Raw genomic sequence first — 12,857 nt, 5'->3', positions numbered from 1 at the left:
GATCAGGCACAGGACTGGATTCGCCACCGGATCACCCCGCCCGGTTGTAGTGAGAATTTGCAGGGCATGATGCCCGGATCGAGGCAGGTCTCCTGGCTTGCGGTTACGGGTGGACAGTCCACCTGCAATTCATGGCGCCTTCCCGCTTGGCGCAGTGGCTGTGCAATGAACCTGACCGCTTACAGTTGCGGGGGCAGCCGCGGCATTGACCGCGTTCCCTTCTTAGCTGTGCACTGTCCGGCTGCATGGCAGCGGGTGCAGGGCACAGAACCTCGAACCCGCAAGGCTACGCAGTGACCATCGGCAGGTCAATCACAAGCCTGCGTCCGACGTGAACTGATTGACGTTCAACGCCGGCCCATGCTCTCCTGTACGCCTTGTTCGGGTGCCCTTCACAGGGTGAAACGGGAAACCGGTGCGTTCAGGCCTCATGGCTTGTGCAAGTCCGGCGCTGCCCCCGCAACGGTAAGCGAGTGAAGAGTCAGATCCACTGTGACCGGCAACGGCATGGGAAGGTGACTCTTTAAGGTTGAGCAAACGACCCCTCGCAAGCCCGGAGACCGGCCCGACATGAAACTTCTGACAAACCCGCGGTGGGCGGGCGCTGTTGATCTCTTCTGACGCCTGTCAGCGGAGCTCTCATGCGTTCCCCTCACCTTGCCGACATCCAAGAGGGAAGCGCCATGTCGATCAGCACAACCAGCCACGCCGCCAGCACCACCACCGCCACCCAGACCCAACGCCTGACCGCTGCCATCAGCGCTGCTATTCTCGGCGCGTGCCTGGTGTACTTCGCCGGCTTCTCGCACATCGACGCCGTGCACAATGCCGCGCATGACACCCGTCACAGCTCTGCCTTTCCTTGCCATTGAGACCTGACGCCATGTTCAAGCGAATTGCTCAGACGGCAGGCTTCACTGGCCTGATTGCCGCACTGCTCCTGACCCTGCTGCAAAGTTTCTGGGTCGCGCCGCTGATTCTGCAAGCGGAAACCTACGAGAACGCTCCGACCGAGCAGGTGCACGAGCACGCCGAAAACGCCCCGGCCGGTCATGTACATGACGAGGAATCCTGGTCTCCGCAAGATGGCTGGCAGCGCATTCTGTCCACTACCGGCGGCAATCTGGTAGTCGCGGTAGGTTTCGCGCTGATGCTGGCCGGTCTTTATACCTTGCGCGCTCCAGGCAAGACGTCCCAAGGCGTGCTGTGGGGATTGGCAGGTTTTGCGGTGTTCACCCTCGCGCCGACACTTGGCCTGCCGCCAGAACTGCCGGGCACTGCAGCTGCGGACCTGACCCAACGGCAAATCTGGTGGATCGGCACTGCTGCATCGACTGCAGTGGCTTTGGCATTGATCGTGTTCGGCAAGAACTGGCTGCTCAAAGTGCTGGGCGTGGCGATTCTGGTCGTGCCGCATATCATCGGCGCGCCGCAACCGCCAGTGCATGAGAGCCTGGCGCCCGAAGCGCTGGAGTCGCAGTTCAAGATCGCCTCGTTGCTGACCAACGCGCTGTTCTGGATTGCCATGGGCGTGATCAGCGCCTGGCTGTTCCGCCGCAACAATGCCGAACTTGATCAAGCCTGATCAATCGCAACCGACGCTGGTGGCCGGGCTAGGCTGCCAGCGCGGATGCTCCGCTGGCGTGCTGCTTGAGTTGATCGAGTCCAGCCTGCGAAGTCATGGCATTGAGTTGCAAGACCTCAGTGCCCTCGCCTCCATCGACCTGAAAAGCAATGAGCCCGGTCTGCTGGAGTTGGCGCGGCTGCTGCGCTTGCCGCTGACCGTCTTCAGCGCACAGCAACTCAACCTTTACGAAGCGCAATTGACTCATCGTTCGTTGACTGCCTTTGAACACACCGGCTGTTACGGGGTTGCAGAGAGCGCAGCGTTGGCGCTGGCGAGTCGATCAGGTACTGCACGCTTGCTTATCCCTCGGGTCAATAATCTGCAGGCGACATTTGCCTTGGCCAGTACCCAGCTCAATAGCCGATAATCCCTCCTCTCACACCGTTTCCACTAAAGAATCTGGAGTTTCCATGACCGTTTTTTTCATCGGCGCAGGCCCTGGCGATCCGGAGTTGATCACGGTCAAGGGGCAACGGCTGATCCGAAGTTGCCCGGTGATCATCTATGCGGGATCGCTGGTGCCAACTGCGGTGCTGGACGGCCACAGCGCCATCCAGATCAGCAACAGCGCCGAATTGCATCTCGAACAGATCATCGCCTTGATGAAATCCGCTCATGAACAAGGCCAGGATGTAGCTCGGGTGCATTCAGGTGATCCGAGCCTGTACGGCGCCATCGGCGAGCAGATCCGTTATCTGCGCGAATTGAACATTCCGTTCGAGATCATTCCGGGCGTTACCGCCACCGCTGCCTGCGCCGCCCTGCTCGGCGCCGAACTGACGTTGCCGGATATCTCACAAAGCGTGATCCTCACCCGCTTCGCCGACAAGACCACAATGCCGCCCGGCGAAGAACTGGCCAGCCTGGCACAACACCGCGCCACCATGGCGATTCACCTCGGGGTCAACAATCTGCACAAAATCATTGCCGAACTGCTGCCCCATTACGGCAGCGACTGCCCGATTGCTGTCGTGCACCGCGCCAGCTGGCCGGATCAGGACTGGGTGCTGGGCACGCTGGCGGACATCGAGGAAAAGGTGCTTGAAAAGGGCTTTCGGCGTACGGCGTTGATTCTGGTGGGGCGCGTTCTGGCTGACGACAGCTTTGGGGAGTCTTCGCTGTACCGTGCGGGGCATGCACATTTGTTCAGGCCGTGATGCTGAACCCCTTTGTTGGAGCGAGGCTTGCCCGCGAATCGCAGTTTCAAAAAACCCATCGCTTGGAATGACGCTTTCGCGGGCAAGCCTCGCTCCTACAGGGAAAACAGCCGTATGCCGCAGCTATAAAAAAACCCCGAACGTGTCGGGGTTTTTGATGCTGCGCAGATCGCTCACTTAGTAGTAAGCGTTCTCTTTTTGCGTGTGGTCAGTCACGTCACGCACGCCGCTCAGCTCAGGAATACGTTCGAGCAACGTGCGCTCGATACCTTCCTTGAGCGTCACATCGGCCTGACCGCAACCCTGGCAACCGCCACCGAATTGCAGCACAGCGATGTTCTTGTCTTCTTCTTCAACGACGTCGATCAGTGTTACCTGGCCGCCGTGGCTGGCAAGACCGGGATTGATCTCGGTTTGCAGGTAATAGCTGATGCGCTCGTTGATCGGGCTGTCGGCGTTCACCATCGGAACTTTGGCGTTTGGCGCCTTGATGGTCAACTGGCCGCCCATGCGATCAGTGGCATAATCGACGACAGCATCGTCGAGAAACGCTTCACTGAAGTTATCGATCCAGGCCGTGAAGCTTTTCAGGCCAATGGCCTTGTCTTCAGGCTTTTCTTCGCCCGGCTTGCAATAAGCAATGCAGGTTTCAGCGTATTGGGTGCCAGGTTGGGTAATAAACACGCGGATGCCGATGCCCGGGGCGTTCTGCTTTTCGAGCAGATCGGCCAGATAGTCGTGGGCAGCATCGGTAATAATGATAGCGGTCATGAAAATTCCTCGCAGACGTGCTGGCAGTTTACGCCAATCGGCTGCGTCATACAAAGTCCTAGTATTTTTGTCGGAAAAGAGCAGGTCGGAAAAGAACCGATCAGGAAAGAACCTGCGCGGTATCAGCGCTGCGGCGTTTGTCCAACCAACCCTTCATACGGCGGTAAAGGCCTTTTTCGAGCCATTCATAGCTGCCCCATGCGCCCAGCCCGATGACAGGCACGCATATCGCGAACACCAGGTACGGATTCAGCGCGAAATGTTCGGCCGCCAGCCAGCCGGCATACAGCACCAACACGTGCAGCAGATACACCGAATACGAACAATCGCCAAGAATCTTGAGCAGTCGATTACCCCGGAAACAGGGTTCCAGGGAAATGCACGACAAGACAATCAACGCGCTGGGCAAGCCCCAGTTGAGCAGTCGTTCCGATGGCGTCAGATGATAGATAGTGACCAGCGCGGTGGCGATGCCGAGCAAGGGTAACCAGACACCCTCCCTGATCCAGCCCTTGCGATAGATGATGCCGATGCCGATCCCCAGCAAAAACTCGTAGACGATGTCATTGCCGTAGAAGCGACTGATCAACCCGGAACGCGCCAGCACTTCGCTGACGGCAAACAGCGCGGCGGCGACGATCAACGGGCGATGGCGCTGCTGAAACAGAAACACCGTCGAAAACAGCAGATAGAAGAGCATTTCATAGTTCAGCGTCCAGCCGACGTTCAGCGTGGGATACAGACCATATCCACCAGGGTTTTCAGAAGGAATGAACAGCAGTGACAACAGGAAATTCTGCCAGCTGATGACCTGATGCGGCAGCAAGGGCGCTGCAAAAACCAGAAGCAGCCCCATGATGGCGGTGTAAAACCAGTAGGCGGGAACAATGCGGATAATTCGGTTAAGCATGAAGCGACCCGCGGGCATATCGGTATTTTGTGTCGAAAGAAAGATCACCAGACCGCTGATGACGAAAAAGATATCGACACCGACAGCACCCTTGGAAACAAAAAACTGACCTATCGGGCCCGACGCATGAAAGTCGAAAAAAATTTGCATGAAGTGATGACACACCACTGCCCAAGCGGCGAGTGCCCGCAGGGCTTGAACCGAAATCAGCATCTATAAACAACCTCTGTCGCCTGACTTTTGAATCACAGTCCGGGAAGGCAAACCAGAAGCGCGCCCCCGGACACTCCTGGAGTCGGACCACGTTTTTGCGGAAAAGATCGGAGAAACTGACTAAAGGAGGCAAATCAAAAGATGGCCGCAAGCCATGTCCCATAAGGCCTGCGATGATTTTCAGCAGTATTGACCGGCATTGAATTGCTGACGCCTCGATCCCTGCCTCGCGGCTGCCGATGAGCCCTCAACATGAACGATATTCATGCAAAAGGGTAATCAACACTAAAACCGTTCGGGTTTGATATCATCTCGACCTTTCTGTATCGACCTTTTCCAGGTAGCCCTATGTCTGACCGCACCGCTCGCCATCACGCTCTCCAGCAAGCTCTTCAACAGAGGATTCTGGTCCTCGACGGCGGTATGGGCACCATGATCCAGAGCTACCGCCTTGAAGAGCAGGATTACCGAGGCAAACGTTTCGCCGACTGGCCAAGCGATGTCAAAGGTAATAACGACCTGCTCATCCTGACCCGTCCGGATGTCATCGGCGCCATCGAAAAAGCCTATCTGGACGCTGGCGCGGACATTCTGGAAACCAACACGTTTAACGCCACCCAGGTTTCCCAGGCCGATTACGGCATGGAAGAGCTGGTGTATGAGCTGAACGTCGAAGGCGCTCGCCTGGCTCGAAAGGTCGCCGATGCAAAAACCCTGGAAACCCCGGACAAGCCGCGTTTTGTCGCTGGCGTGCTCGGTCCCACCAGCCGCACCTGCTCGCTGTCACCGGACGTGAACAACCCCGGCTATCGCAACGTTACCTTCGACGAACTGGTGGAAAACTACACCGAAGCCACCAAAGGCCTGATCGAGGGCGGCGCTGACCTGATCCTGATCGAGACCATCTTCGACACACTCAATGCCAAGGCGGCGATCTTCGCCGTGCAGGGCGTGTTCGAAGAACTCGGCCTCGAATTGCCGATCATGATTTCCGGAACCATTACCGACGCCTCGGGCCGTACGCTATCCGGGCAGACCACTGAAGCCTTCTGGAACTCGGTCAGCCACGCCAAACCCATTTCTGTAGGTTTGAACTGCGCGCTGGGCGCCAGTGAGCTGCGGCCTTATCTGCAAGAACTGTCCAACAAGGCCAGCACGCGGATTTCGGCGCACCCCAATGCCGGCCTGCCCAACGAGTTCGGCGAGTACGACGAAACCCCGGCCCAAACCGCGCTGGTCATCGAAGAATTCGCCCAGAGCGGCTTCTTGAATATCGTCGGCGGTTGCTGCGGCACAACACCGGGCCACATCAAGGCCATCGCCGAAGCCGTCAGCAAATATGCGCCGCGTGTTATCCCGGAAATTCCGAAAGCCTGTCGCCTGTCGGGCCTTGAGCCGTTCACCATCGATCGCCAATCGCTGTTCATCAACGTCGGCGAGCGCACCAACATCACGGGTTCCGCCCGTTTTGCCCGCCTGATCCGTGAAGACAATTACACCGAAGCCCTGGAAGTCGCCCTGCAACAGGTCGAAGCCGGCGCCCAGGTGATCGATATCAACATGGACGAAGGCATGCTGGACTCGAAGAAGGCCATGGTGACCTTCCTCAACCTGATTGCTGGCGAGCCGGATATCTCGCGCGTGCCGATCATGATCGATTCGTCGAAATGGGAAGTGATCGAAGCCGGTCTCAAGTGCATTCAGGGCAAAGGCATCGTCAACTCCATCAGCATGAAGGAAGGCGTCGAGCAGTTCATTCATCACGCCAAACTGTGCAAGCGCTATGGCGCGGCCGTGGTGGTGATGGCGTTTGACGAGAAAGGTCAGGCCGATACCGAAAAGCGCAAGAAGGAAATCTGCAAACGCTCGTACGACATTTTGGTCAATGAAGTGGGCTTCCCGCCGGAAGACATCATTTTCGACCCGAACATCTTCGCCATCGCCACCGGTATCGAGGAGCACAACAACTACGCCGTCGACTTCATCAATGCCTGCGCCTACATTCGCGACAACCTGCCCCACGCACTGACCTCCGGCGGCGTGTCCAACGTGTCGTTCTCGTTCCGGGGCAACAATCCTGTGCGCGAGGCGATCCACTCGGTGTTCCTGCTGCACGCGATTCGCAACGGCCTGACCATGGGCATCGTCAACGCCGGCCAGCTGGAAATCTACGACCAGATCCCGGCCGAGCTGCGCAATTGCGTTGAAGATGTCGTGCTCAACCGCAACCCGGAAGGCACCGACGCGCTGCTGGCGATTGCCGACAAGTTCAAGGGCGACGGCAGCGTCAAGGAAGCTGAAACCGAAGAGTGGCGTGGCTGGCCGGTCAACAAGCGCCTGGAACATGCTCTGGTCAAAGGTATTACCACGCACATCGTCGAAGACACTGAAGAATCCCGCCAATCGTTCGCGCGGCCTATCGAGGTGATCGAAGGCCCGTTGATGTCCGGCATGAATATCGTCGGCGATCTGTTCGGCTCGGGAAAAATGTTCCTGCCTCAGGTGGTGAAGTCCGCTCGAGTCATGAAACAGGCTGTGGCCCACTTGATTCCGTTCATTGAACTGGAAAAAGGCGATAAGCCGGAGGCCAAGGGCAAGATCCTCATGGCTACGGTCAAGGGCGACGTCCACGATATCGGCAAGAACATCGTCGGCGTGGTACTCGGCTGTAACGGCTACGACGTCGTCGATCTTGGCGTCATGGTCCCGGCTGAAAAGATCCTGCAAGTCGCCAAGGAACAGAAGTGCGACATCATTGGCCTTTCCGGCTTGATCACGCCTTCGCTGGACGAAATGGTCCACGTTGCCCGGGAAATGCAGCGTCAGGACTTCCACCTGCCGCTGATGATCGGCGGTGCCACGACGTCCAAGGCGCACACGGCGGTGAAGATCGAACCGAAATACAGCAATGACGCAGTCATCTACGTCACTGACGCTTCCCGTGCCGTGGGTGTGGCGACTCAGCTGTTGTCCAAGGAGCTGAAACCAGCATTCATCGAGAAGACCCGCCTCGAATACATCGAGGTCCGCGAACGCACCTCGGCGCGCAGCGCCCGCACCGAGCGCCTGAGCTACGGCGCGGCCGTCGCCAAGAAGCCACAGTTCGACTGGGAAACCTATAACCCGGTGAAACCGACATTTACCGGCGCCAAAGTCCTGGAAAACATTGACCTCGACGTGCTGGCCGAATACATCGACTGGACGCCGTTCTTTATCTCCTGGGATCTGGCCGGCAAATACCCGCGCATTCTCACGGATGAGGTCGTCGGTGAAGCGGCGACCTCGCTGTTCGCCGATGCCCAGGAGCTATTGCGCAAGCTGATCGACGAAAAGCTGATCAGCGCCAGCGCAGTGTTCGGTTTCTGGCCGGCCAATCAGGTGGATGAAGATGACCTGGAAGTTTATGGCGAAGACGGCAAGCCAATCGCAAAACTGCACCACTTGCGTCAGCAGATCATCAAAACCGACGGCAAGCCGAATTTCTCTCTGGCCGACTTCGTCGCGCCCAAGAGCAGCGGTGTGACGGATTATGTCGGCGGCTTCATCACCACCGCTGGCATTGGGGCTGAAGAAGTCTCCAAGGCATATCAGGACAAGGGCGACGATTACAATGCGATCATGGTCAAGGCCTTGGCTGACCGTCTCGCCGAAGCGTGCGCTGAATGGCTGCACCAACAGGTTCGTAAGGAATACTGGGGTTATGCCAAGGACGAGCAATTGGGCAATGACGAGTTGATCAAGGAACAATACGTCGGCATCCGCCCTGCCCCAGGCTATCCGGCCTGCCCGGACCACACGGAAAAAGGCACGCTGTTCCAGTTGCTGGACCCGATGCCAGAAGGCCAACCCGGCAAAAGCGGCGTGTTCCTCACCGAGCACTACGCCATGTTCCCGGCAGCGGCAGTCAGCGGCTGGTACTTCGCCCACCCGCAAGCGCAGTATTTCGCCGTGGGCAAGGTTGACAAGGATCAGGTCGAAAGCTACACCGCCCGTAAGGGCCAGGAGTTGAGCGTCACCGAACGCTGGCTGGCACCGAACCTGGGCTACGACGAGTAACGCTTACGCAAGTTGTTTGGCGACGAACTGGAGGGGCGCGAGCATGCGCTCCTTTTTTTCGCCTAAGCTTTATGCGACCTCTTCAACAAACAACTGCGAGGCCGTATGGACGATCCACTCAACGACTCTCCTAATGGCAAGCCGCCGACCTTCTGGCAGATGCTGCACAGCGTCATGGCCGCAGCATTCGGTGTCCAGAGTGGCAAAAATCGCGAGCGAGACTTTACCCACGGCAAACCCGTGCACTTTGCCGTGCTGGGCCTGCTGTTCACGATTATTTTCGCTGCGATGTTATTCGGCGTGGTCCAACTGGTGATGCACTTCGCCGTGGGCTAAGCCCGGCGTGCATCAGGGCGCAACGGTTTTGCGGATGAACTCGTACTCGGTGCCAGCTGGCTTGCCTTCAAGGCTGAACTGGCGCACATCAATGCCGAAGTCGTCGCGCTGACTGGCACTGCGAATTTTCGGTATGTCGCCACTCACCAACAGTTGCATCAACTGCGCTTCCCGCGCCCCCATATTTTTCCGGGCGGCGGGATCGGTTGCTTCGTAATCATGCAATAACACCATGGCCAGGCCACCCAGCATGAAATGGCCACCGGCAATCACATTGAGTCGTCCATCCCGAAGCGCATCCAGCGACGCTGGCGCCCAATTGATCGAGCTGAACAGGATGTCCTTGCCTGGCTGCCTGCCGGTCTCAGCCACGGCGTCCATCGCGCCGAACGCCATCTGGTCGTTGGCCGTCCAGACCAGGCGTATACCGGGATAGCGCTTGAGCAGAATCCTGGCCTGCTCTAGAGCACGATCTCTGCGCCAGCCACCCAGGACGATCTGGCGCAGGTGCACCTCGGGATGTTCGGCCAAGGCGCGATACATTCCCTGCTCGCGCTTGAGCGATACCGGGGTGTTATTGGTGCCGGAAAACGCCAACAGCTCCACCGACTGGCCTTTCGCAGTGTCTGAGCCCAGGCGAAACAATTGACTCGCGGTGAGGTAACCCGCTTCTTCATCGTTGCCAACCAGACTGCCGATAAAGTCCGGATAGCTTTTCGACAAATCACCGAGGATGCCGATCTGGTTGGGCGTCAGGGTATTGTTGACCGCGAACAGTTTCACGCCACTGCCCCTGGACAGGCGCAGTATCTCCGGCGCGACGTTCAATTCATTGGAGAACATCAGATAATCCGGGCGGTTGGCACCTTGCAGCGCCTCGCGGGCAAATGTCAGCAGCTTGCGAGTGTCCCGGTCGGTGTAAATCACCTCAAGGGACATCTCGAATTTTTCCGCCGCCGCTTGCATGAATCTGCCGTAGGACTGCCAATAGCCATCCGAGGCAGGGCCGGGGTTCAGGAAAACCACGGAGACAGCCAGAGACGAACTCGCCCATAGGCAACCTGCTGCGAACAGCACGCCGCGGACAAGACGGTTCAGACCAATAATCGAGCCTTTGCTGTAGCCAGACATATTCCCGCCGCTAAATGGCCTATGAATACGTATCGGCTGCTGACCTGATTATCTGTACCGTTAAATTTAAACGGATTGAGCTACTGGTGACTGACCCAGAAAACGGCGGCCCCCACGACAAGCATGATGATGAAGAAAATGGCCCACGCATCCACATGGCTGTCGGACTTGCTGATCTTCGGGTGATTACTCATTGCATCCCTCTTGTCGGTCTTATTTGGGTGGCTGCAAAAAACGAGAACAGTCGCTTTGACTGTCGGCTCGACCTCAGTAAAGTAGACGTATGCCCATATGACAAGCAGGGTTATCGAGGCAAGATAAGCGGCTTAGTACTTTTGGTTCTGTGCATATATTCAAACTTCACTTTTGCGCATAACTGCAAACTGGTATCTTCCCTCGGCTCCGTTGGGAGTGCGCGGCCGTGCGCGCAGATTTGCCGTTATTGCCTGAGAACAGGACCTATATGTACGTATACGACGAGTACGATCAGCGGATCATCGAGGACCGCGTCAAGCAGTTCCGTGATCAGACCCGACGCTACCTGGCGGGGGAACTCAGCGAAGAAGAGTTTCGTCCGCTGCGCCTGCAAAATGGCCTTTATATTCAGCGCTTTGCGCCGATGTTGCGGGTCGCGGTGCCTTACGGGCAACTCACTTCCCGTCAGGCGCGCATGATGGCGAAGATTGCCCGTGACTACGACAAGGGCTACGCGCACATCAGCACCCGCCAGAACGTTCAGTTCAACTGGCCGGCGCTGGAAGACATTCCCGATATCTTGGCTGAGCTGGCCACCGTGCAGATGCACGCGATTCAGACCAGCGGCAACTGCCTGCGCAACGTGACCACTGATCAGTTCGCCGGCGTCGCTGCCGACGAAGTGGTGGATCCGCGTCCGTGGTGCGAAATCGTTCGTCAGTGGACGACGTTTCACCCGGAATTCGCCTATCTGCCGCGCAAGTTCAAAATCGCCATCAATGGTTCCAGCACTGACCGCGCAGCCATTGAAGTGCACGATATCGGCCTAGAGCCGGTGCTCAACGCTGCAGGCGAGCTGGGCTTTCGCGTTCTGGTCGGCGGCGGCCTGGGCCGCACGCCGGTGGTCGGCGCGTTCATCAATGAGTTTCTGCCGTGGCAGGACCTGCTGAGCTATCTCGACGCCATCCTGCGGGTCTACAACCGCTACGGCCGTCGCGATAACAAGTACAAGGCCCGGATCAAGATTCTGGTGAAAGCGTTGACGCCTGAAGTGTTCGCCGAGAAGGTCGACGCGGAAATGGCCCACCTGCGCGGTGGCCAGACCACGTTGACCGACGCCGAAGTGCATCGCGTTGCCAAGCACTTCGTCGACCCTGATTACCGGGCGTTGACCGATCAATCGGCCGAACTGGCCGCACTGGATCAACAGCACCCCGGTTTTGCTCGCTGGCGCACCCGCAACGTCCTGGCGCACAAGAAGCCTGGCTATGCGGCCGTGACCCTGTCGCTCAAGCCAACCGGCGTTGCACCCGGTGACGTGACTGACAAGCAACTGGACGGCATCGCCGACTTGGCCGATCGCTACAGCTTCGGCCAGCTGCGCACCTCCCACGAGCAGAACATCATTCTCGCGGACGTTGAGCAGACACAATTGTTCACGATGTGGAATGAGCTGCGCGAGCAAGGTTTCGCCACACCGAACATCGGCCTGCTGACCGACATCATCTGCTGCCCCGGCGGCGATTTCTGCTCCCTGGCCAATGCCAAGTCGATCCCGATTGCCGAATCGATTCAACGCCGTTTCGACGACCTGGATTACCTGTTCGACATTGGTGAGCTGGATCTGAACATCTCCGGTTGCATGAACGCCTGCGGTCACCACCATGTCGGCCATATCGGCATTCTGGGCGTGGACAAGAAGGGCGAAGAGTTCTATCAGGTGTCACTGGGTGGCAGCGCAAGCCGCGACGCCAGCCTGGGCAAGATTCTCGGCCCGTCCTTCGCCCAGGACGTGATGCCGGATGTCATCGAGAAGCTGATCGACGTTTATGTTGAAAAACGTAACGAAGACGAGCGGTTCATCGATACCTACCAGCGTATCGGTATCGACCCTTTCAAGGAGCGCGTCTATGCAGCGAATCATTAAGAACAACGAAGTCGTCGACGAAACCTGGCACTTGCTGCCAAAGGATACGACCCTTGATGGTCTGTCCAATTGCGACGACCTGATCGTGCCACTCGCGCTCTGGCGCGAACACGCTCATGCACTCAAAGCCCGTGACGGCGGACTGGGTGTGTGGTTGGACAGCGATGAAGAAGCTGAAGAAATCGGCGATGACGTCAACGAGTTCCAGGTCATTGCCCTGAACTTCCCAGCGTTCACCGATGGTCGCAACTTCTCCAATGCGCGCTTGCTGCGTGATCGCTACGGTTTCAAGGGCGAGTTACGCGCCATTGGCGACGTGCTGCGCGATCAGTTGTTCTACATGCACCGCTGCGGCTTCGATGCCTTCGCGATTCGTGCAGACAAAGATCCCTACGAGGCCCTGGAAGGCCTGCGGGATTTCTCGGTGACCTATCAAGCGGCCGCCGATGATCCTTTGCCACTGTTTCGCCGGCGATAAACGACTGCGCGCGTGAACCAGAGGCCAGGCCGGAATTATCCGGCCTGGCCTTTTTT

At 57.9% G+C, this 12,857-nt stretch carries 11 protein-coding genes and 2 riboswitches; of the genes, 8 read left to right on the top strand and 3 right to left on the bottom strand.

The genetic code is table 11. From position 1 onward, the window contains the following. Positions 1–65: 65 nt before the first annotated feature. Positions 66–290: riboswitch (cobalamin riboswitch) on the bottom strand. Between the two features lie 76 nt (positions 291–366). Further along, positions 367–583, top strand: a riboswitch (cobalamin riboswitch). 100 nt (positions 584–683) lie between these two features. Genes AFK24_RS23935 through cobM form a run of 4 tightly spaced genes read left to right on the top strand, consistent with a single transcriptional unit; the run spans position 684 to position 2,784 of the window. Then, entirely contained in the window at positions 684–872 is a 189-nt protein-coding gene (locus AFK24_RS23935; RefSeq protein ID WP_065835589.1) for a CbtB domain-containing protein, read from the top strand. 11 nt (positions 873–883) lie between these two features. Beyond that, positions 884–1,585, top strand: coding sequence for a CbtA family protein (locus AFK24_RS23930; protein ID WP_065835588.1), 702 nt, complete (start codon positions 884–886; stop codon positions 1,583–1,585). Next, entirely contained in the window at positions 1,563–1,994 is a 432-nt protein-coding gene (locus AFK24_RS23925; RefSeq protein WP_065835587.1) for a cobalamin biosynthesis protein, read from the top strand. Before AFK24_RS23930 ends, AFK24_RS23925 begins: the two co-directional genes overlap by 23 nt. A gap of 43 nt (positions 1,995–2,037) precedes the next feature. Next, positions 2,038–2,784, top strand: coding sequence for a precorrin-4 C(11)-methyltransferase (gene cobM / locus AFK24_RS23920; protein ID WP_065835586.1), 747 nt, complete (start codon positions 2,038–2,040; stop codon positions 2,782–2,784). A gap of 177 nt (positions 2,785–2,961) precedes the next feature. On the opposite strand, the gene nfuA is transcribed toward cobM, so the two are convergent. After that, a complete protein-coding gene (gene nfuA, locus AFK24_RS23915; RefSeq protein ID WP_065835585.1) occupies positions 2,962–3,555 on the bottom strand; it encodes a Fe-S biogenesis protein NfuA in 594 nt (197 codons plus the stop codon). Between the two features lie 100 nt (positions 3,556–3,655). Then, the gene (locus AFK24_RS23910) at positions 3,656–4,678 is read right to left on the bottom strand and encodes an acyltransferase family protein (RefSeq protein WP_065835584.1); all 1,023 of its coding nucleotides are present in this window, start codon (positions 4,676–4,678) and stop codon (positions 3,656–3,658) included. Positions 4,679–5,026: 348 nt separating this feature from the next. On the opposite strand from AFK24_RS23910, the gene metH reads away from it, so the two are divergent. Continuing rightward, positions 5,027–8,734, top strand: a complete 3,708-nt coding sequence (gene metH / locus AFK24_RS23905; protein ID WP_065835583.1) for a methionine synthase — start codon at positions 5,027–5,029, stop codon at positions 8,732–8,734. Between the two features lie 105 nt (positions 8,735–8,839). Further along, positions 8,840–9,070, top strand: a complete 231-nt coding sequence (locus AFK24_RS23900) for a DUF2970 domain-containing protein (RefSeq protein ID WP_065835582.1) — start codon at positions 8,840–8,842, stop codon at positions 9,068–9,070. A 12-nt stretch (positions 9,071–9,082) separates the two neighbouring features. Here AFK24_RS23900 and AFK24_RS23895 read toward each other — a convergent pair whose 3' ends face one another. Further along, positions 9,083–10,168: an ABC transporter substrate-binding protein gene (locus AFK24_RS23895; protein WP_430962176.1), complete on the bottom strand. Its 1,086-nt coding sequence runs from the start codon at positions 10,166–10,168 to the stop codon at positions 9,083–9,085. A gap of 496 nt (positions 10,169–10,664) precedes the next feature. On the opposite strand from AFK24_RS23895, the gene AFK24_RS23890 reads away from it, so the two are divergent. Both AFK24_RS23890 and AFK24_RS23885 read left to right on the top strand, forming a co-directional pair. Beyond that, on the top strand, positions 10,665–12,323 hold the full coding sequence (locus tag AFK24_RS23890) for a nitrite/sulfite reductase (RefSeq protein ID WP_065835581.1): 1,659 nt from the start codon (positions 10,665–10,667) through the stop codon (positions 12,321–12,323). Then, complete coding sequence (locus tag AFK24_RS23885) at positions 12,307–12,801, top strand: DUF934 domain-containing protein (RefSeq protein ID WP_065835580.1); 495 nt, start codon at positions 12,307–12,309, stop codon at positions 12,799–12,801. The genes AFK24_RS23890 and AFK24_RS23885 overlap by 17 nt, the downstream gene beginning before the upstream one ends. The last annotated feature ends 56 nt before the right edge of the window (positions 12,802–12,857 follow it).

It is taken from the genome of Pseudomonas syringae (genome assembly GCF_001698815.1).
GTDB classification, from domain to species: Bacteria; Pseudomonadota; Gammaproteobacteria; order Pseudomonadales; family Pseudomonadaceae; genus Aquipseudomonas; species Aquipseudomonas syringae_A.
This window is presented reverse-complemented; position numbering and strand designations above follow the sequence as displayed.